The organism is Telluria sp. LT2P80 (assembly GCF_059685955.1).
Genome location: NZ_JCASIO010000002.1, coordinates 23,458 through 42,770, shown reverse-complemented (window position 1 = coordinate 42,770; position 19,313 = coordinate 23,458). Strand labels below are relative to the sequence as shown.

The following is a 19,313-nucleotide window of genomic DNA, read 5'->3' as shown; positions in this document are numbered from 1 at the left end:
CTGTCAGTTAGCATGCAGCGTGCCCCATTCGACAATCGTGACGACGCCATGAACCTTTTCGGCGTGGCGGGGTATCTACCGTAGAAGAACGAGAGGATGTGGGTGGAACGAGGATTTGACGCCAGGCCGGCCGTGGCGCTCACGGAGCAGGATGAAGCGGGACTCGTCGAGCGTATCGCAGCCGGCGACCGGCGCGCCTTCGAAACGCTGTACCGGGCCTACCACCCGCGGCTGGTGCGCTTCCTGCAGCGCATGACGCGCAGCACGCCACTGATCGAGGAAATCGTCAACGACACGCTGCTGGTGGTCTGGCGCAAGGCGGCGACGTTCAATGGCAGCAGCAAGGTCTCGACGTGGATTTTTGCCATTGCCTACCGGCGTGCCTGCAAAAGCCTGCAGGCGCTGGACGAGCCGGTCGATGCCGGCATCGATGAACGCGAAGGCATCGAGGCCGACCGGCCCGACTGGCAACTGACGCAACTGCAGCTGACCGGTGCCGTGCATGCGGCGCTGGCCCAATTGCCGCTGGCGCAGCGTACTGCGTTCCAGCTGACTTTTTATCATGACATGAGTTACACAGAGATTGCCGAGATCATGGAGTGCCCAGTGAATACCATCAAAACCCGCCTGTTCCATGCCCGCAAGCGCCTGGCCGTGCTGCTGGAAGGCCAGATCGGGGTGCGGTCATGACCCACCTGCCTGATCGCGCGGGGGCGCACCGCGAGGCGCAGGACCTGCTGCCCTGGCTGGCCAACGGTCGCCTCGACGGTGCGGAGCTGCGGCGCGTCCAGGCGCACCTCGATACCTGCGTCACATGCCGCGCCGATCTTGATGCGCTTTACACACTGCAGGATGTCCCCGACCTGCCGCCGCCAGGCCTGGACGTGGACAAGGCGTTCGCGCGCCTGCTGCCGCAGCTCGATGCGGTGGCGCCGACGGATGCGGCGCCCGTCATCCCCGGCTGGCGCACGCGCCTTGCCGCGAATGACGGGCGCTGGCTGCGCGCCGCCGTGGGCCTGCAGTTCTGCGCCATTGTCGTGCTGGGCGCGCTGCTGCTGCGCGCGTCCGGCGACACGCAGATGGCGGCGCAGGTGGCGGTGCAGGACGACGCCTACCGCGTGCTCGGCGCCGAGGCCGGCGCCGACAGCATCGTCGCGGTGACCTTCAAACCGGACACGCCGGAACATGAACTGCGCCGCATCGTGACGGCCAGCGGCGCGCACATCGTCGGCGGTCCGACGGTCACGGGCGCGTGGATGCTGGGCAGCGCGCAAGCACCGGCCGACGTCGCGGCGCGCCTGCGCACCGAATCGGCCGTCACGCTGGCCGAGCCGCTCGGCGTTCAGGCCGGCCCATGAAGCGCCTGCTCGCATGGGCGGCGCTGCTTGCCGCCCTGCTCGGCCTGGCGGGCACGCCGGCGCACGCACAGGACCATGCGGACCCGCTGTTGCAAGCCGCGCGGCGCCAGGTGCTCGTGATGCTGCGCCTGCCGGCCCAGCACTTTCGCCCCGATGCGTCGTACGGCGGCGGTTACCTGAAGGATGGCGGCAGCGCCGCGCGCCGCCGCGTGGCGAATGACATCGCCGCTGCCCATGGTCTGCGCCTGCTCGACAGCTGGCCGATGCCGGCCATCGGCGTCGACTGCTTCGTGATGGAAGAATCCGATGACGCCCCGATCGAGCGCGTGGTGGCCGCGCTGGCGCACGATGCGCGCGTCGCATGGGCCCAGCCGCTGGCCGATTTCCAGGCACAGGACGGCGGCGATCCGCTCTACCCGCTGCAGCCAGCGGGCCACGACTGGCACCTGACCGACCTGCACCGTGTCAGCACGGGGCGCAACGTGAGCGTCGCGGTGATCGACAGCGGTGTCGATGCCGACCACCCCGATCTGGCCGGACGCATCAGGGTGCGCCGCAACTTCGTCGACGAGACCGGCGATGTCGCCGAGGTCCATGGCACGGCAGTCGCTGGCATCATCGGCGCACTGGCTGGCAATGGCGCGGGCATCGCCGGCGTGGCGCCGGGTGTCAAACTGATGGCCCTGCGCGCCTGCTGGGAAACCGGTGCGCGACCCGCGCGCTGCAACAGCCTCACGCTGGGCAAGGCAATCAACTATGCGCTTGAAAACGGCGCCCGGATCATCAACCTGAGCCTGGCCGGGCCAGCCGACCGCCTGCTGCAAGCGTTGCTGCAGGCGGCGCTCGCGCGCGGCGTGATCGTGGTGGCGGCGGCCGACCCGCGCCTGCCCGATGGCGGCTTCCCGGCTGCGCTGCCAGGCGTGATCGGGGTCGCGCGGCCGGGCGACCGGCACCTGGCGTCATCAACGCTGGTGTACGCACCCGGCACCGACATCCCGACCTGCGCGCCGGGCCGTCGCTGGCACATGGTGTCCGGTTCGTCGTACGCGGCGGCGCACGTGGCTGGCCTCGCGGCGCTGCTGGCCGAGCGCCAGCCGGGCACGGTCGCACAGACGCTGCGGCGCCAGGCGGACGGCGCCATGACAGTGCGGACGGGTGGTAACATTGACGCATGTGCCGCCCTGTCACGGGCAGCTGACACCTGCGTCTGCCTATGTACTTCGACCGTCGCCACGGCACCATCCTCCTTGCGCTTGCGCTGACCCTGCCGCCGTACAAGGACGCATGCGCCCAGACCAGTGGCGACCTGACGCTGGTCTCTGAGTATGCCGGCCGCGGCGTCGCGTTGTACACGCGCCCTGCGCTGCAATTGCGGGTGGAGCACGACACCGCCGCAGGCTGGTACGGCGGCGCCTTCGCGGCGCCCGTCACGCTGGACAATCGCACGCAGGGCCAGCTGACTGCCTATGCCGGCAGGGCCCGCAGGCTGACGTCGACGCTGTCATGGGATGCGGGCATCACGCGCAACACCTATCTGCGCGATGGCCGCCGCAATTACCACGAGTTCTATGCCGGCGTGGCGCTGCAACGCGCCAGCGTGCGCCTGTTCTATTCGCCCGCCTACTATGGCGAGGGGCGCAGCGTCTACCTCGACCTGAGCGGCGCCTATCCCCTTTCCGACACAGTGCGCCTGGCCGCCCACGTCGGTGTGCTGCATCCGTTCGCCTATGACGGCGTCGCGGCCAGGGACAGCGCCGACGTGCGCATTGCGCTCGTGACCGACGTTGGCGATGTCACGCTGCAGGCCGGCTGGCAGGCGCGCTGGCGGACTTACCTGCCTGACTTCCCGAAGCCACGTGCATTCACGGCCAGCGCCAGCTACCATTTCTGACACGTCCCCGCTTATCAGCACCGCTTGAAAAAATTTATTGATCTTCATTGAACCCTGGCCGCACACCAGGGTATTAACGGTTCAGAACACCAGCGCATCGGGCGCCACGTTCCGACAATGGAGAACAGCATGAAAAATTGGATGGTGGCTTGCGGCATGGGCCTGTTGATGACTGCGCACGCTGCGTACGCAGCAGATTCGGCCGGCTGCGAGAGCGGCGGCTTCACGGTACTGGGCAAACGCGGCGCGCAAACGGTGTCGGTCGCGCCGGGCGCCGTGACATCGGTGTTCCGGGTACAGGGCCGCTACGTCCAGTTCGATGTCGATGCCGCCTCGTTCGGCATCCTCAATTACACGCTGACCGGCGCTACCAACAAGGAAGACATCACGGGTGGCAAGGCAACGCCCGTCTTCGACAGCAAGATGCCCGACCATCGGGGCCTGGTCCTGAACGGCGCTGTCAGCGTCGAATTGAGCAGTTCGGCCGACATCGTGCTGACCCGCAGCGGGCCGGGCGTCACGATGAAGATCCAGGCCAAGGATTGCGCCACCGGTGGCCTGTTCCAGATGGAAGTCGAGCGCAGCGACGAAACCAAGACGGTGTTTACGCACAAGCTGGCGCAAAGCGCTTTCTACTTCGACAACCGCAATTTCCGTAACCGCGAAGGCGATACCGTGCCCTTCAAGGACACCACGCTGACCGTCACGCCGCGCATCAATTTTGGCAACGACTATGCGGCGAAATTCGTCGGCCGCGACAGCCCGCAGTTCGCCGACCGCATCGCCGAACCGCTATGCACCAACAATATCGTCACCCGCACGGGCGACGTGGCCAGGGTCCAGCATTGCGGCGGCGTGTCGCAATGGTCCGTCGCCAGCGGCGGACGCATGGGTCAGGTGATGGGCGAGGATGCCGTCGAAGTGGCGCCACCAGCCACCGCCTGCACGCACAAGTGCCAGGCACGGAACCGCACCCGCGGCGGCGCCGTTGTCCTGGGCGCGCCGTTCCCGGTCGCCGAAGCCGACCGCCTCAAGCCGCGCCAGGCGCAATAACCGTCAAACAGACGGGATAAAAAAAGGGCTGGCGTCGATCGCCAGCCCTTTTTTGCGTCAAGCCGCGCAGAAACTGCGTCAGCCGTTGTTCACCACCAGGCGCGGTTCACCAGCCCCCGACAAGCGCGCGCGGATCGATGCCGCGATGCCCTTGGCGTCCAGACCCACTGACGACAGCAGCGCCACCGGATCGCCCTGGTCGATGAAGGTATCCGGCAAGCCCAGATTGAGCACCGGCTTGGCGATGCCGGCAGCGGCCATCGCTTCCATCACGGCAGCGCCCGCGCCGCCCATGATGCAGCCCTCTTCCACCGTCACGATCAGGTCGTGTTCCTGCGCCAGACGCTTGACCAGGTCGACGTCCAGCGGCTTCACGAAGCGCATGTTCGCGACCGTCGCATCGAGTTCGTCGCCGGCCAGGATGCTGTGCGAGACCATCGAACCGAACGCCAGGATCGCGATGTTCTTGCCGCTGCGGCGTACTTCGCCCTTGCCGATCTCGATCGAGTTCAAGGCCTCGACGATTGGCGTGCCGACACCGGCGCCGCGCGGATAGCGCACGGCCGCCGGGCCCGGATAGTGGTAAGCCGTGGTGAGCATCTGGCGGCATTCGTTTTCGTCCGACGCGGCCATGACGACCATGTTCGGGATGCAGCGCAGGTAGGCCAGGTCGTAGTTGCCGGCGTGGGTTGCGCCATCGGCGCCAACGAGGCCCGCGCGGTCCAGCGCAAAGGTCACGTCGAGGTTCTGCAGCGCCACGTCGTGGATCAGCTGGTCGTAACCGCGCTGCAGGAACGTCGAGTAGATCGCCAGCACGGGCTTGACGCCTTCGGTGGCCATACCGGCCGCGAAGGTCACCGAATGCTGCTCGGCGATGCCGACGTCGAAGTAGCGCTGCGGGTATTCCTGGTGGAAGCGGACCATGCCCGAGCCTTCGCGCATTGCCGGCGTGATGCCGACCAGGCGCTGATCGGCCGCTGCCATGTCGCACAGCCAGTTGCCGAAGACTTCGGTGTAGGTGATCTTGCCCGGCGCGGTGGCCGGCTTGATGCCTTCGAGGTGATTGAACTTGCCGGTGCCGTGGTACAAGATCGGCTCGGCCTCGGCCAGCTTGTAGCCCTGGCCCTTCTTGGTCACCACGTGCAGGAACTGCGGGCCCTTGAGCTTCTTGATGTTTTCCAGCGTCGGGATCAGGGATTCGAGGTCATGGCCGTCGATCGGGCCGATGTAATTGAAGCCGAATTCCTCGAACATCGTGGCCGGAACCACCATGCCCTTCGCATGTTCTTCGAGCTTGCGCGCCAGGTCGAGCACGGGGGCCGGCAGCACGCTCTTGCCGACGTTCTTGGCAGCGGCGTAGAACTGGCCCGACAGCAGGCGCGCCAGGTAGCGATTGAGCGCGCCGACCGGCGGCGAGATCGACATGTCGTTGTCGTTCAGGATGACCAGCAGGTTCACGTCGTCTTCGACGCCTGCATTGTTCAGCGCCTCGAACGCCATGCCGGCGGTCATGGAGCCGTCGCCAATGACGGCGATGGCGTGGCGGTCTTCACCCTTGATCTTGGCCGCTGCGGCCATGCCGAGTGCCGCCGAGATCGAGGTCGACGAGTGGGCGGTGCCGAACGTGTCGTACTCGCTTTCGTCGCGCTTCGGGAAGCCCGACAGGCCGTTCAACTGGCGCAGCGACGGCATGCGGCCGCGGCGACCCGTCAGGATCTTGTGCGAATAGGTCTGGTGGCCGACGTCCCAGACGATGCGGTCGCGCGGCGTGTCGTACACATAGTGCAGCGCGATGGTCAGTTCGACCGTGCCCAGGTTGGACGACAGGTGGCCGCCTGTTTTCGAAACCGACTCGAGCAGGAACTGGCGCAGCTCCTTGGCCAGTGGCGTGAGCTGGGTGCGCGGCAGCTTGCGCAGGTCGGACGGGTCGTTGATATTGTCTAGCAGGTTCATTTAGGCCTTCCGCTGCACGATCAGGTCTGCCAGTTCACGCAGCCGCTGTGCTTGTTCTCCGAATGGCGCCAGCGCGTCATGCGCGTCACGCCGCAATTGCTCTGCCAGGTCGCGCGAAGGCGCCAGGCCGAGGATCGACACATAGGTCGGCTTGTTGTCGGCCGCGTCCTTGCCGGCGGTCTTGCCCAGCGTGGCCGAATCGGCGGTCGCATCAAGTACATCGTCGACCACCTGGAACGCCAGGCCAACTGCGGCCGAATAGGCGTTCAGGGCCTCGACTTCGAGTGGCGTCAGGTCGCGGCCCGCGAGCGCGCCAAGCAGCACCGACACGCGCAGCATGGCGCCCGTTTTCAACTGGTGCATGCGTTCGAGTTCATCGCGCGTCAGGGCCAGGCCCACGCTGTCGAGATCGATTGCCTGGCCGCCGCACATGCCGTTCGAGCCGGCAGCCTGGGCCAGCAGGCGCACCATCGTCAACAGGCGCGCCGGCGGCACGGTGGCGCATTCGGCCAGCACCGTGAAGGCCTGCGCCTGCAGCGTGTCGCCCACCAGCAGCGCGGTCGCTTCGTCGTAGGCCACGTGCACCGTCGGCTTGCCACGGCGCAGCGCGTCGTCGTCCATGCACGGCATGTCGTCGTGCACGAGCGAATACACGTGGATCATTTCGACGGCGCTGGCCACCCGCGCGAGCGCGGCCGGGTCGGCGTCGAACAGCGCGCCGGCGGCGTAGGCCAGCAGCGGGCGTACGCGCTTGCCGCCGCCCAGCGTCGTGTAGCGCATTGCTTCGTGCAGCTTGTGCGGCACCTGGGTGGCCGCTGGCAGGAACGCGTCGAGCGCACCCTCGACGTCGTGCTGGACCTGGCGGGTCCAGTCGGCGAACGCCAGCGCGCTCATTGCACGCCCTCGTCGTCGCCCGAGAACGGCTTGAGCATGTCGCCTTCAAGTACCTTGACCTGCGACTCGACTTTCTCGAGCTGCCCTGCGCAGTACTTGACGAGTTCGGAGCCGCGCGCATACGCCGCGACCGAGGCGTCCAGCGGCAAGGCGCCGGACTCCATCTGTGTCACGAGCTGGGCCAGTTCGGCCATCGCCCCCTCGAAGGATTCGGGTGGCGCCGCCCCTGCTGCTGCGCTGCCCGCTGTCATATTCTTTGCCATAGGTCGGTATCGTAAGGGCGTCCAGTTGTGCGCCGTGGGTCAATCCAATCGCGTATTTTAGATCAATCCCACACCACGGGGGGCGCACATTGCACCATTCGCAACATGCAGCCCCGTCCATCGATTGGGCCAAGCCCTCCCTCATCATGAAAATCATGCCACGAAGGCAATTTCCCCACCAGCGCGCACAACAGCCGCGCGCCGGACCGAGACGGTAGAGCTCGTTCCGAAGTATAATCGCCGGTTCTGTCCGAAATACCGTATTCCTTTACTTAAATACTGGTCTTTGGATTCTTTCTCTTCTTTGGATGCTTATTTAAGGGGGGTTGGGATGTCCGATCTGGCTACCCACGCCAAGCTGGCGCGATCCAACGCGCAGCTTCCGGTAACTGTGTATTTTGACGAGGCGCTGCTCAAACAAGAGATGCAGCAGCTGTTCGTGAATGGCCCGCGCTACGTCGGCCATGAATTGATGGTGCCCGAAACGGGCGACTTCGCCACGCTCGCTGCCGAGCACGAAGGCCGTATGCTGGTGCGTAACGCCAATGGCATCGAGGTGCTGTCCAACGTCTGCCGTCATCGCCAGGCGCTCATGTTCAATGGGCGCGGCAATGCGACGAACATCGTCTGCCCACTGCACCGCTGGACCTATGACCTGAAGGGTGAACTGATCGGCGCGCCGCATTTTGCCGATACCCCGTGCCTGAATTTGTCGAAGACGCCGCTCCAGAACTGGAACGGGCTGCTGTTCGAGCAGAACGGCTACAACGTGATGGACAAGCTCGGCCAGCTGTCGGTGACGAAAGACCTCGATTTTTCGGGCTACATGCTCGACCACGTCGAAGTGCACCAGTGCGACTACAACTGGAAGACCTTCATTGAGGTCTACCTCGAGGATTACCACGTCGAACCGTTCCACCCGGGCCTGGGCAACTTCGTCTCGTGCGACGACCTGAAATGGGAATTCGGCCAGGATTACAGCGTGCAGACCGTGGGCGTGAACCGCGCACTGCAAAAGGCCGGTTCGCCTGCCTACAAACGCTGGCAGGAGCAGATCCTCAAGTTCAACAACGGCGCGCCGCCGAAGTACGGCGCGATCTGGCTCACGCTCTACCCGAATATCATGGTCGAGTGGTATCCGCACGTGCTGGTGGTGTCGACACTGTGGCCCGATGGCCCGGACAAGACGCGCAACGTGGTCGAGTTCTACTACCCCGAAGAGATCGTGCTGTTCGAGCGCGAATTCGTCGAGGCCGAACGCGCCGCGTACATGGAAACGGCGGTCGAGGACGATGAAATCGGCCTGCGCATGGACGCTGGCCGCAAGATCCTGGTGGCGCGCGGCGTCAACGAAGTCGGTCCCTACCAGTCGCCCATGGAAGACGGCATGCAGCACTTCCATGAGTGGTATCGCAGCAAGATGGCGCTGTAGGGAAGCACTGATTAATTCATGGAGGCGGACTTGGCGCGGAAAATAGCCACCCTGCAGCGTTGCAAATTCTCGCAATAGCTCGCTATTGCTGCGATTTGCGCCTTGCATGGCGGCTTTTTCCGCAGCCAATTCCATCCCCCAGAATAGATCAGTGCTTCCCTAGCCGTGTCGTGACACGCAGCGCTGCGGAGGGTGTGGCCAGTCGGCTGCCCCTCCTTTTTTTATTGGGAATACCATGGCTTCACTCTGGATGCTGTTCGCCAGCTTCGCGTTCGCCGCGATGGGCGCGGGCGTCAAGCTCGCCTCCGAGTTCTACTCCACGTCCGAACTGCTGATGTACCGCGGCCTGATCGGCACCGTCATCCTGCTGGCGATGGTGCGCCACCGTGGCGGCACGTTCAGGACGCCGTTCGCCAAATCGCACCTGATCCGCAGCTTCGTCGGCGTGACCGCCCTGTGGATGTGGTTCTTCGCCATCGGCCGCCTGCCGCTGGCCACGGCCATGACGCTGAACTACATGGCCCCGATCTGGATCGCGGCCTGGATGTTCGCGCTGGGCTGGTGGACCCGCACCAAGCACGCCGAATGGCCGCTGGTCATCGCCATCGGCATGAGCTTCTTTGGCGTGACGATGGTGCTGCAGCCGGCGATCGAAAGCCGGCAGTGGCTCGGCGCACTGGCCGGCGTGTGTTCGTCGGTGGTGTCGGCGGCAGCGTATATGCAGGTGCGCAAACTGGGTCTGCTGGGCGAACCCGAATACCGCGTCGTGTTCTTCTTTTCGCTCACCACCGCGGTCGTGGGCCTGCTGGCCACGCTGGCCGGCGACGGACCACAGGGCGCCGTGTTCCACGCGCATACGCCATACAGCCTGCTGCTGCTGGCCGGGATCGGCGGCGCAGCGCTGATGGCGCAGATGGCGATGACCCGCGCCTACCGCGTCGGCAAGGTGCTGGTGGTGGCCAACCTGCAGTACACCGGCATCGTGTTCTCGTGCCTGTGGGGTCTGCTGCTGTGGGGCGACACGTTCGACTGGCATGTCTGGCTGGGCGTGGGCGTGATCCTGGTGTCGGGCGTGGCCGCAACGTTCTACAATACCCGCAAGACGGCGCGCGGCGCCGTCGTCAAGGACACCGATCCGATCGCCAGCGAAACGTAAAGGAACCGTCATGCACCAGACCCTGATTTCTGCCGCCGACCTGGCCGCGCACATCGACGACCCGGCCTGGGTCGTCGTCGATTGCCGCCACGACCTGATGAACCTGGCCGCCGGCCGTGGCGCTTACGCGAGCGGCCACCTGCCAGGCGCGGTGTTTGCCGATATCGAGACGGTGCTGTCGGGTGCAAAGAACGGCGCCGACGGCGTGTTCCTTGGCCGGCATCCGCTGCCCGACCGGGAAGTGCTGGCCGAAGCCCTGCGCGACTTCGGCATCGACGACACCACGCAAGTGGTGGCGTATGACGCGCACGGCGGCATGTTCGCGGCGCGCCTGTGGTGGCTGCTGCGCTGGCTGGGGCACGAGGCGGTGGCGGTACTCGATGGCGGGCTGGCCGCGTGGGAGGCTGCCGGGCAGCCGTTGACGACCGAGGTGCGCACCAGGCCGCGCGGTTCGTTCAGCGTGAGGACGCCGTTCATGCCGACCGTGACGGTGCGTGAGGTGCTGGGCAATCTGGAAAGCGGCAAACGGATCGTGATCGATGCCCGCGCAGCCGACCGCTATCGTGGAGAGAACGAGACCATCGATCCGGTGGGCGGCCATATTCCCGGCGCGAAGAACCGCTTCTTCAAGGACAACCTGGGGCCTGACGGGCGTTTCAAGGATGCCGCGCAGCTGCGCGAGGAATTCAGTGTGCTGATTGACGACCCTGCCGCAGCCATCATGCAGTGCGGCTCCGGCGTAACCGCCTGCCACAATCTGCTGGCACTGGAAGTGGCAGGCTTGCCGGGCGCGGCGTTGTATCCGGGGTCGTGGAGCGAGTGGGTCGGCGATCCCGCGCGGCCGGTGGCCAAAGGCACGGCATAATTCTCAACCGTCGACGCGTGGACGGCGGAGCCGTCCACCCTACGCCATGCGCATCATGCTGACATCAGAACGCGTGCAACGCGAAGACGATCGCCACGCCCAGCCCGATCAGCACCACCTGCGGGATCGACTCGCGCAACGTCGAGCGCCGCTGCATCTGCGGCATCAGGTCGCTGACCGCAATATAGATGAACCCTGACGACGCAAACACCAGCACGTACGGAATCAGGCCGCTGGCCCGGTCCAGCGTGTAATACCCCAGCAAGCCCCCCGCCACCGCCATCAGACTGCACAGCAGGTTGAACACATAGGCGCGCAGTCGCGAGAAACCGGCATTGAGCAGCACGATGAAGTCGCCGATCTCCTGCGGGATTTCATGGGCGACGATCGCCAGCGCGGTGACGATTCCCAGCTCCGGATTGGCCAGGAAGGCTGCGGCGATCAGGATGCCGTCGGTGAAATTGTGCATGCCGTCGCCGAGCAGGATCATCCAGCCGGCCTTGCCGGCTTCACGCGCATCGTGCCCGTGGGCGTGGTGGTGGCCATCGCCTTCGTGGTGGTGCGAGTGGCGCAGCAGGGCCACCTTTTCCAGCAAAAAGAAGGTCAGCAAGCCGCCCAGCAGCGTGGCGAACAGGCTGCGGGTATCGGCGCCCGAATCGAATGCTTCCGGCAGCGCGTGCAGCAGCGATGTGGCCAGCATGATGCCGACCGACAGGCTGACCATCTTTTCCACCACTTTCGACAGCAGGGCAAACGAGAAAATGGCAGCCCCGGAGATGCTGACGACGCCGGCGACGAGCGTCGCGAGCAGGATCGAGCGCAGGGTCGGGTCGATGAATGGGGCTGAAAACGGGTCGATTTGAAGGCCTCTTGTTCTGTACGTGCGACGAGCCGCAAACCGGGCATTGTACCGCTCCCGGCCTGCCCTCGTCCAAGGCGGCGCTTGCTACATCAGGCGACGCCGTATTTGGCAAACCACGCCAGCGCGCGGTTCCAGCCATCCTGCGCATCCGCCGCGTTGTACATCGGGCGGTAGTCGGCATGGAAGGCGTGGCCCGACTCCGGATAGACGTGGATCGTCGAGCGGCTGTTGCCCTTGTCGAGCGCGGCCTGCATGCGCTGTACCGATTCGACCGGGATGCCGGTGTCCTTCGCGCCGTACAGGCCCAACACCGGCACTTTCAGGTTCTGGGCAAAATCGATCGGGTGCTTGGGCGACGTGGCGGTCGCTTCGCCCACCAGGCGGCCGTACCAGGCGACGCCCGCCTTGACCTTGAGGTTATGCGCCGCGTACAGCCAGGTGATGCGGCCGCCCCAGCAAAAACCGGTGATGCCCAGTTTCTCGGTGTCGCCGCCGCGCTGCTTGGCCCAGTCAACCACGCGATCGAGATCCGACATCACCTGTGCATCGGGCGTCTTTGAGACGATGTTCTTCATCAGCTCGGCCGTGCTCGGGGCCTTGGTCGCGTCGCCCTGGCGCACGAACAGGTCGGGCGCAATTGCCATGTAACCCTGCTTGGCGAAGCGGCGCACCACGTCCTTGATGTATTCGTGCACACCGAAGATCTCGGAGATCACCAGGATCACCGGCACGCCCGTCTTGCCCTTGGGCTGGGCGCGATAGACCGGCACGTCCTGGCCGTCGATGACGAGGATGGTGTCGCCGGCGTCAAGGCCGTCGGTATCGGTCTGGATCTGGGTCTGCGCCATGACTGGCAGCGCGCTGGCGGCAAAACCGGTGCCAATGGCGGCCCGGATGAAGTCGCGGCGCCCGACGCCATCGGTGTATGCGCTCGCGCCGAGCAGACTGCCGGCGTCGTTGACGAGGTCTTTCATGGTCATCCCTTCGATCAGTGGTGGACAGGCTTGCGAGTTTAGCATCGCCTGCACCGGGCGCGCACGGTGCTACGTGTGCGCAGGCACCACTTCATCGAGGATTGCGTACAGCTTCTGCATGTCGACCGGCTTGACCAGATGGTGGTTGAAGCCGGCGGCCGCAGTGCGCGCGCGATCCTGCTCCTGGCCGTAGCCGGTGATCGCCACCAGCACCGCGCGCTGCGCATTGGCGCGGGCGCGCAGGCGCCGTGCCAGTTCGATGCCATCGAGGTCGGGCAGGCCGATATCGAGCAGGTACACATGCGGCGCCGCGTGCTCGGCCGCGGCCAGCGCCGGCAACGCGGCATGCTCGACGCGCACCTCGTGCCCGTTCGATTCGAGCAGCAGCGCAAGCATCGTCGCCGCGTCCACGTTGTCGTCCACCACCATGATGCGAAGATGGTCCGACGGCGACGGCGCGCTCACCGGGCCGGCGGCCGGAGTGCCTGCGGCCGCGACCTCACTGTCCAGGCGCGGCAGGCACACCGTGAAGGTGCTGCCCTTGCCCTGCCCCGCACTCTCGCAGGCGACGCTGCCATGATGCAGGCCGACCAGGCTTTTCACCAGCGCCAGGCCCAGCCCCAGCCCGCCCAGCGACCGGTCGGACGAGCGCTCGGCCTGCGAAAACAGCTCGAACGCCCGCGCGACCAGTTCGGGCGCCATGCCGATGCCGTCGTCGGCTACCCGCAGCAGCACGTGCGTGGCGCGCACTTCGGTGCTCAAGGTGATGTGGCCACCTTCGGGCGTGTACTTTGCCGCATTGCTGAGCAGGTTGGCCAGCACCTGCACCAGGCGTTTGTGATCGCCTTCGACCAGCGGCGCTTGCGGCGGCAATTCGAGCGCCAGGTGATGGCGGCGGGCGTGGATCAGGGGCGTGACCTGCTCGATCGCGTCGTTCACGATATGCCGGATGTCCAGGCGCTCGGTGTGCAACGCCACCAGGCCGCGCGTGACGCGCGAGACGTCGAGCAGATCGTCGACGAGGCTCGTCATGTGGCGCACCTGGCGCCCGATGACTTGGCTGGTCTTGCGCACCTGCGCTTCATCGAGCCGCGCCCGTTGCAGCAGGTCGGCGGCCGCGCCGATGGGTGCGAGCGGATTGCGCAGCTCGTGCGCCAGCATCGCCAGGAATTCATCCTTGCGCCGGTCGGCGGCAGTGAGCTGCTCTTGCGCTTCGCGGCGCTCGGTGACATCGCGGAAGAAGAACGCGATGCCTCCATCGAGCGAGCGGTGGGTGCGCGTTTCGATCCATGCCTGGCGCCCGTCCGGCATGCGGTGGGCCAGCTCGAGAATCCCGGGGGCGCCGGTGCTCATCACGCGCTGGAACACCGCGTCGGCCGGGGTAGCGCGCAGTTCGGGCCAGACTTCCCAGTGGTTGTGGCCGATGACATCTTCGGCGCGGCGCTGGGTCAGGCGCAGGCCTTCGGCGTTCATGCGCAGGATGTTCCAGTTTTTGTCCAGCACCGCGAAGCCCTCGCCCATGCTGTCGAAGATGCTCTGGCTCTGGTCGCGTTCACGGCGCAGCGCGGCGTGCGCGCGCGCCGCTTCGACCGCCGACCAGGTGCGCTCGGCGGTCTCCTGCGCCATCCGTATCTCTGCCTCGCGCCAGCGGCGCGCCGTGGCATTCTGCACCGTCAGCACGACCCGCATCTTGCCGGCCTTGATGTACGGGACCAGCAGGTCGGCGCCGACGCCGATCTGCGCATAGATGCCGGTATTGCCCGCAGTGCGGCTGTCCTGCGCGACATCGTGGTTGACGACAGTCTGGCCGGCGCGCAGCGCGGCGATCATCGGCGGGCCGAAATCGTCCATGACCATGACCTTGCCGGCCAGGCTCGCCACGCCCTGGGCGGTCCAGTCGCGCACGATCGCAACGGTGCCGGCGGCGTCGTCGATCTGCGCATACAGGACGCGCGACGCCTGCAGGGCGCGGCCCAGCAGCTCGCAGGCTGCCTCGGTCACATCATCGGGGTCGGCGAGCTGACGGATGCGGTCGGCCAGGGCAAGCTGGAAGGTCTGGTTCTCACGGACCTCTTCGAGCTGCTGGACTTTTTCGAACAGCGCCTGCGCCGCATGATAGGCCTCGGTGACATCGCTGCCCTGGGCAAAGATGCCCGTCACGTGCCCTTCGTGGCCGAAGATCGGCTGGCACAGCAGATCGACGTAGCGGTGTTCCAGCCGGCTGTCGGGCCGGCGCTGGAGCGAGATCAATGAATCGCGCAGCACGACCGGCTTGCCGCTGGCGAAAACGCCGTCGAATACGCGGCGCACGCCCTGCGCCACCAGCTCGGGCAACGCGTCGAGCAAGGGTTTGCCGATCAGCTCCCGGCGCCCGACCAGCTGGTAATACGCTTCGTTGGCCATCTCGAAGACATGATCTGGGCCGGTAAGCACCGCGATGAAGCTCGGCGCCTGGTTGAACATCGTCTGCAACTGGCTGCGCTCCAGGTTCAGGATGCGCGTCATCGCCTCGTGCATCTGCGGCCGGTTCATCTGCGGCATGTCGGGCACCGCATGCGCGCCCTGCCTGAGATGGTACGCACCGGTGGCGGCGTCGAAGCGGTACAGATCCGTGACATCGATGGCGTTTTGCGCCACGAACGCGACTTCGCCGGCGGCATCGAACACCGGCGTGTGAATCGCGCTCCAGCAACGCTCGCCGAACACGTGCCCGCCGGGCGTCTCGCGCGGTACCGCATACCGCAGCAGCGCGCTGGTGTGCGGCTGCTTCGTCGCAAAAGCTTGTTCGATCGATCGGCGTACCTCGTCGACATTGGTCGAGGCGGGGTCGTTCGGATCGGCCGGAAACGCCTCGAAGATATGCTGGCCGACGATCTGCTGCGCCGTGCGCCCGGTCGATTCCAGATACGCGGGATTTGCACCAATGATGGTGAAATCCCGGTTGATGAGCAGGTAAGGATACGGCGAGGCCGCGAACAGTGCCGCGTAGTCAGGTTGCGTAAACATCACTTATTCTCACATATAAATTGCGAGAAAAATACGCGTTCTGTAACGGATTTTGTGGGTCAACGCGTGGACAGCGTAGCCGTCCACCCCACGGTTCAGTGTGCCTTTTCCCAGTTTTCGCCGACGCCCGTTTCGGCCACCAGCGGCACCTTCAGCGTTGCCACGCCGGCCATCAGTTCGGGCAGCTTCACGCGCACCAGTTCCAGTTCAGCCTGCGGCACCTCGAGCACCAGTTCATCGTGCACCTGCATGATCATGCGCGTGCCAAGTTGTTCGGTTTCAAGCCAGTTCTGCACGGCGATCATCGCCAGCTTGATCAGGTCGGCTGCCGTGCCCTGCATCGGCGCATTGATCGCCGCACGTTCGGCGCCGGCGCGGCGCGGGCCGTTCGGCGAATTAATCTCGGGCAGCCACAGGCGGCGGCCAAACACCGTTTCGACATAGCCGCGTGCCTTGGCCTGCAGGCGCGTCTCGTCCATGTACTGCTTCACGCCCGAGAAGCGCGCGAAATAGCGTTCAATATAATTGGCCGCCGCGCCCCGTTCGATGTTCAGGTTGGCCGCCAGGCCAAAGGCGCTCATGCCGTAGATCAGGCCAAAGTTGATGACCTTGGCATAGCGGCGCTGCTCGCTCTGCACGTCCGCGGGCGGGATGCCGAAGATCTCGGCGGCCGTCGCGCGGTGGATGTCTTCGCCATCGGCAAAGGCCTTGAGCATTGCCGCGTCGCCCGAGATATGCGCCATGATGCGCAGTTCGATCTGCGAATAGTCGGCCGAGACGATCACGCTGCCCGGCGGCGCGATGAAGGCTTCGCGGATACGGCGCCCTTCGGCGTTGCGCACCGGGATGTTCTGCAGGTTCGGCTCATTGGACGACAAGCGCCCCGTGATTGCCACCGCCTGCGAATAATTGGTGTGCACACGCCCCGTGCTGGCGTTGACCATCTTCGGCAGCTTGTCGGTATAGGTCGACTTCAGCTTGGACATGCCGCGGTGCTCGAGCAGGATCTTCGGCAGCGGATAATCCTCGGCCAGCTTCTGCAGCACTTCTTCGTCGGTCGACGCCGCCCCGGTGGCGGTCTTCTTGATCACCGGCAGGCCGAGTTTAACAAAGAAGATCTCGCCAATTTGCTTTGGCGAACCCAGGTTGAACGGGCCGCCGGCCAGCTCGTACGCCTGCTGCTCGAGTTCGAGCATGCGCTTGCCCAGTTCGTTCGATTGCACGCCCAGCAGGTCGCTGTCGATCAGCACGCCGTTGCGCTCGATCTTGTGCAGCACTTCCATCGTCGGCATCTCGATGTCGCGGTAGATGTACGTCAGGCCCTTGTCGGCTTCGACGTGCGGCAGCATCGACCCGTGCAGGCGCAGCGTGATGTCGGAATCCTCGGCCGCGTACTCGGTGGCGCGGCCCAGTTCGACCTGGTCGAAGCAGATCTGGTTGACGCCCTTGCCGCACACGTCCACGAACGGAATCGTCGTGTAGCCCAGGTGGCGCATGGCCATCGTGTCCATGTCGTGCGGCTTGTGCGACTCGAACACATACGACTGCAGCAGCGTGTCATGCACGATGCCCTTCAGGGCGATGCCATGGTTGGCGAAGATGTGCATGTCGTACTTGAGGTTCTGGCCGAGCTTGGGCTTGGCCGGATTTTCCAGCCAGGCGCGCATCTTTTCCAGCACGTGTTCGCGCTCGAGCTGGTCAGGCGCGCCGGCGTAGCGGTGCGCCAGCGGGATGTAGGCGCCCTTGCCCGGTTCGACCGACAGCGAAATGCCCACCATCTGCGCCGTCATCGGATCGAGCGATGTGGTTTCGGTGTCGACCGACGTCAAGGTGGCCGCGTCGATCAGCGCCAGCCACGTGTCGAGCTGCGCGTCAGTCAGAATCGTTTCGTACTCGCCCTTGATGACCGGCATGCCATCGAGCGTGGCCTGCGCGCCTTCCGGCGAATTGAGCGGACCGCCGCCCGGCGCACTGCCGGCTGCCGGGCGCACGCTGCCGTCGCCGGCTTTGGCGCCGCCCAGGTCGCGCAGCATCGTCTTGAAGCCGTAGCGGCTGAAGAATTCGCGCAGCGCGTCGGCATTTTCGGGCCGGCCCACCAGCGTTTCTTCGAACGACACCACGTGCTTGACCAGGTCGCAGTCGGTTTTCACGGTGATCAGCTCGCGGCCTTTCGGCAGCCAGTCGAGCGCCGCGCGCAGGTTCTCGCCCACGGCGCCGCCGATACTGCCGGCGTTTTCCATCACGCCATCGAGCGAGCCGTGCAGCGTGAGCCACTTGACCGCTGTTTTCGGACCGCACTTGGGCACGCCCGGCACGTTGTCGACGGTGTCGCCGACGAGCGTCAGGTAATCGATGATGCGGTTCGGTGGCACGCCGAACTTGGCCAGCACGCCGGCGTCGTCCAGGCGCTCGTTGCTCATAGTGTTGATCAGCATGACCTTGTCGTTGACGAGCTGGGCCAGGTCCTTGTCGCCGGTGGAGACGACCGTCTTCATGCCGCGCGCGGTGGCCTGCACGGCCAGCGTGCCGATCACGTCATCGGCCTCGACGCCGTCGACCATCAGGATCGGCCAGCCCATGAGCCGCACCACTTCGTGGATCGGCTCGATCTGCTTGCCCAGGTCTTCCGGCATCGACGCGCGCGTGGCTTTGTACTCGGGATACAGGTCATCGCGGAAGGTCTTGCCCTTGGCATCGAACACGCAGGCAATGTAGGCGGCCGGGAAATCGGCACGCAGGCGGCGCAGCATATTGACCATGCCGTGCATGGCGCCGGTCGGGAAGCCGTCCGGGCTCCTCAGGTCGGGCAATGCATGGAAGGCGCGGTAGAGATAGCTGGAACCGTCGACGAGCAGAAGGGTATTGTCCATAGGGGGCGAAAATCAGGTAAGCATGCGGCGTCAGGGTGGCGCCAGGGTCGCTGCCATTATCGCAGAATCCGCATGATGAGCAGCGCCCGCTCCAGCGTCTCAATTCCTCGCAGCAATCATGGGATGTGGCACACGTTTCACAGGGAGGCGGTACTGTTTGCTACAATGGACTAAACGACATTAGGTGACCATCATGCTGCGCTCGACACCCCGCTTTGCCCTCCTGACGCTGTGCCTGTTCGCCCACGCGGGCCTGGCCTCGGCGCAGCCGACCACACCACCGCAAACGCAGACCCAGCCGGCGCCACGCGCCACGACGCCAGCCCAGCCAGCGCAGCAGCAGCGTCCAAGCGACGCGCCGCCGCAGCTCGAGCGCATCGAGCCGGGCAGCGACGTACCGGCCACGACGATCCCGCCGCGCAAAGGCACGGTCATTACCGAGAAACGCGGCAATGATGGCAAGATCAACGAAGTCGAAGTGCAAGCCGGCCCAAGCCGCTACACCATGAAGCCCAACGTTGCACCGGGAAATGCCCAACCAGGCGATATCTCGGGCAGCAGCATCCGCGCCCCACAATGGCAAGTGATGGAATTTGATATTGGCAATCCCAAGAAGCAGAACACCGACGAGCAGCCAGCTGCCGCGGCGCCAGCCCGTGCCGGTGCCGCCGGGAACGTCCCGGCGCGCGCCGATGTGCCGCCGCCTCCTGCGCTCGAGCCGACCACCAAACAATGA

The 19,313-nt window shown here is 65.5% G+C and carries 16 protein-coding genes; 9 read left to right on the top strand and 7 right to left on the bottom strand.

The genetic code is table 11. The features are described from left to right. The first annotated feature begins 96 nt into the window (after window positions 1-96). The 5 genes from AC56LW_RS06525 (at window position 97) to AC56LW_RS06505 (ending at window position 4,302) form a co-directional block, all read left to right on the top strand. Window positions 97-690 carry an RNA polymerase sigma factor gene (locus tag AC56LW_RS06525; protein ID WP_499632991.1) on the top strand — a complete coding sequence of 198 codons (594 nt, stop codon included), beginning with the start codon at window positions 97-99 and terminating at the stop codon, window positions 688-690. Then, window positions 687-1,358 carry a zf-HC2 domain-containing protein gene (locus tag AC56LW_RS06520; protein WP_499632989.1) on the top strand — a complete coding sequence of 224 codons (672 nt, stop codon included), beginning with the start codon at window positions 687-689 and terminating at the stop codon, window positions 1,356-1,358. Before AC56LW_RS06525 ends, AC56LW_RS06520 begins: the two co-directional genes overlap by 4 nt. Beyond that, entirely contained in the window at window positions 1,355-2,620 is a 1,266-nt protein-coding gene (locus tag AC56LW_RS06515) for a S8 family peptidase (RefSeq protein WP_499632987.1), read from the top strand. The genes AC56LW_RS06520 and AC56LW_RS06515 overlap by 4 nt, the downstream gene beginning before the upstream one ends. Next, complete coding sequence (locus AC56LW_RS06510) at window positions 2,572-3,249, top strand: TorF family putative porin (RefSeq protein WP_499632985.1); 678 nt, start codon at window positions 2,572-2,574, stop codon at window positions 3,247-3,249. Before AC56LW_RS06515 ends, AC56LW_RS06510 begins: the two co-directional genes overlap by 49 nt. Window positions 3,250-3,378: 129 nt before the next feature. Continuing rightward, entirely contained in the window at window positions 3,379-4,302 is a 924-nt protein-coding gene (locus AC56LW_RS06505) for a hypothetical protein (protein WP_499632983.1), read from the top strand. A gap of 78 nt (window positions 4,303-4,380) precedes the next feature. Here the strand turns inward: AC56LW_RS06505 and dxs are convergent, their stop codons facing one another. From dxs to AC56LW_RS06490, 3 genes are read right to left on the bottom strand one after another with little or no spacing between them, the layout of a single operon-like run. Beyond that, window positions 4,381-6,255: a 1-deoxy-D-xylulose-5-phosphate synthase gene (gene dxs / locus AC56LW_RS06500; protein WP_499632981.1), complete on the bottom strand. Its 1,875-nt coding sequence runs from the start codon at window positions 6,253-6,255 to the stop codon at window positions 4,381-4,383. Then, window positions 6,256-7,149, bottom strand: a complete 894-nt coding sequence (locus tag AC56LW_RS06495; protein WP_499500885.1) for a polyprenyl synthetase family protein — start codon at window positions 7,147-7,149, stop codon at window positions 6,256-6,258. Continuing rightward, a complete protein-coding gene (locus AC56LW_RS06490; protein ID WP_258836625.1) occupies window positions 7,146-7,412 on the bottom strand; it encodes an exodeoxyribonuclease VII small subunit in 267 nt (88 codons plus the stop codon). Before AC56LW_RS06490 ends, AC56LW_RS06495 begins: the two co-directional genes overlap by 4 nt. Before the next feature lie 331 nt (window positions 7,413-7,743). Between AC56LW_RS06490 and AC56LW_RS06485 the strand changes: the two genes are divergently transcribed. The 3 genes from AC56LW_RS06485 to AC56LW_RS06475 all read left to right on the top strand — a co-directional run bounded on the left by AC56LW_RS06485 (window position 7,744) and on the right by AC56LW_RS06475 (window position 10,865). Continuing rightward, a complete protein-coding gene (locus tag AC56LW_RS06485; RefSeq protein ID WP_499632979.1) occupies window positions 7,744-8,844 on the top strand; it encodes an aromatic ring-hydroxylating oxygenase subunit alpha in 1,101 nt (366 codons plus the stop codon). A gap of 235 nt (window positions 8,845-9,079) precedes the next feature. Further along, window positions 9,080-10,000: a DMT family transporter gene (locus AC56LW_RS06480; protein ID WP_499632977.1), complete on the top strand. Its 921-nt coding sequence runs from the start codon at window positions 9,080-9,082 to the stop codon at window positions 9,998-10,000. Between the two features lie 10 nt (window positions 10,001-10,010). Continuing rightward, a complete protein-coding gene (locus AC56LW_RS06475; protein WP_499632975.1) occupies window positions 10,011-10,865 on the top strand; it encodes a sulfurtransferase in 855 nt (284 codons plus the stop codon). 64 nt (window positions 10,866-10,929) lie between these two features. Here AC56LW_RS06475 and AC56LW_RS06470 read toward each other — a convergent pair whose 3' ends face one another. The 4 genes from AC56LW_RS06470 to polA all read right to left on the bottom strand — a co-directional run bounded on the left by AC56LW_RS06470 (window position 10,930) and on the right by polA (window position 18,577). Continuing rightward, complete coding sequence (locus tag AC56LW_RS06470) at window positions 10,930-11,628, bottom strand: ZIP family metal transporter (protein ID WP_332532643.1); 699 nt, start codon at window positions 11,626-11,628, stop codon at window positions 10,930-10,932. A gap of 188 nt (window positions 11,629-11,816) precedes the next feature. Next, window positions 11,817-12,701: a dienelactone hydrolase family protein gene (locus tag AC56LW_RS06465; RefSeq protein WP_499632972.1), complete on the bottom strand. Its 885-nt coding sequence runs from the start codon at window positions 12,699-12,701 to the stop codon at window positions 11,817-11,819. A gap of 69 nt (window positions 12,702-12,770) precedes the next feature. After that, window positions 12,771-15,707 (bottom strand): hybrid sensor histidine kinase/response regulator, encoded by a 2,937-nt coding sequence (locus AC56LW_RS06460; RefSeq protein WP_499632969.1) that lies wholly within the window; start codon window positions 15,705-15,707, stop codon window positions 12,771-12,773. Window positions 15,708-15,802: 95 nt separating this feature from the next. Then, window positions 15,803-18,577, bottom strand: coding sequence for a DNA polymerase I (gene polA / locus AC56LW_RS06455; RefSeq protein WP_499632966.1), 2,775 nt, complete (start codon window positions 18,575-18,577; stop codon window positions 15,803-15,805). 193 nt (window positions 18,578-18,770) lie between these two features. Between polA and AC56LW_RS06450 the strand changes: the two genes are divergently transcribed. Further along, the gene (locus AC56LW_RS06450; protein WP_499633665.1) at window positions 18,771-19,313 is read left to right on the top strand and encodes a hypothetical protein; all 543 of its coding nucleotides are present in this window, start codon (window positions 18,771-18,773) and stop codon (window positions 19,311-19,313) included.

What these genes read in the sequence shown, in the direction of transcription:
- AC56LW_RS06525 (WP_499632991.1), top strand. Translation starts at nt 97, where the DNA reads ATGTGGGTGGAACGAGGATTTGACGCCAGGCCGGCCGTGGCGCTCACG.
- AC56LW_RS06520 (WP_499632989.1), top strand. Translation starts at nt 687, where the DNA reads ATGACCCACCTGCCTGATCGCGCGGGGGCGCACCGCGAGGCGCAGGAC.
- AC56LW_RS06515 (WP_499632987.1), top strand. Translation starts at nt 1,355, where the DNA reads ATGAAGCGCCTGCTCGCATGGGCGGCGCTGCTTGCCGCCCTGCTCGGC.
- AC56LW_RS06510 (WP_499632985.1), top strand. Translation starts at nt 2,572, where the DNA reads ATGTACTTCGACCGTCGCCACGGCACCATCCTCCTTGCGCTTGCGCTG.
- AC56LW_RS06505 (WP_499632983.1), top strand. Translation starts at nt 3,379, where the DNA reads ATGAAAAATTGGATGGTGGCTTGCGGCATGGGCCTGTTGATGACTGCG.
- dxs (WP_499632981.1), bottom strand. Translation starts at nt 6,255, where the DNA reads ATGAACCTGCTAGACAATATCAACGACCCGTCCGACCTGCGCAAGCTG.
- AC56LW_RS06495 (WP_499500885.1), bottom strand. Translation starts at nt 7,149, where the DNA reads ATGAGCGCGCTGGCGTTCGCCGACTGGACCCGCCAGGTCCAGCACGAC.
- AC56LW_RS06490 (WP_258836625.1), bottom strand. Translation starts at nt 7,412, where the DNA reads ATGGCAAAGAATATGACAGCGGGCAGCGCAGCAGCAGGGGCGGCGCCA.
- AC56LW_RS06485 (WP_499632979.1), top strand. Translation starts at nt 7,744, where the DNA reads ATGTCCGATCTGGCTACCCACGCCAAGCTGGCGCGATCCAACGCGCAG.
- AC56LW_RS06480 (WP_499632977.1), top strand. Translation starts at nt 9,080, where the DNA reads ATGGCTTCACTCTGGATGCTGTTCGCCAGCTTCGCGTTCGCCGCGATG.
- AC56LW_RS06475 (WP_499632975.1), top strand. Translation starts at nt 10,011, where the DNA reads ATGCACCAGACCCTGATTTCTGCCGCCGACCTGGCCGCGCACATCGAC.
- AC56LW_RS06465 (WP_499632972.1), bottom strand. Translation starts at nt 12,701, where the DNA reads ATGAAAGACCTCGTCAACGACGCCGGCAGTCTGCTCGGCGCGAGCGCA.
- AC56LW_RS06460 (WP_499632969.1), bottom strand. Translation starts at nt 15,707, where the DNA reads ATGTTTACGCAACCTGACTACGCGGCACTGTTCGCGGCCTCGCCGTAT.
- polA (WP_499632966.1), bottom strand. Translation starts at nt 18,577, where the DNA reads ATGGACAATACCCTTCTGCTCGTCGACGGTTCCAGCTATCTCTACCGC.
- AC56LW_RS06450 (WP_499633665.1), top strand. Translation starts at nt 18,771, where the DNA reads ATGCTGCGCTCGACACCCCGCTTTGCCCTCCTGACGCTGTGCCTGTTC.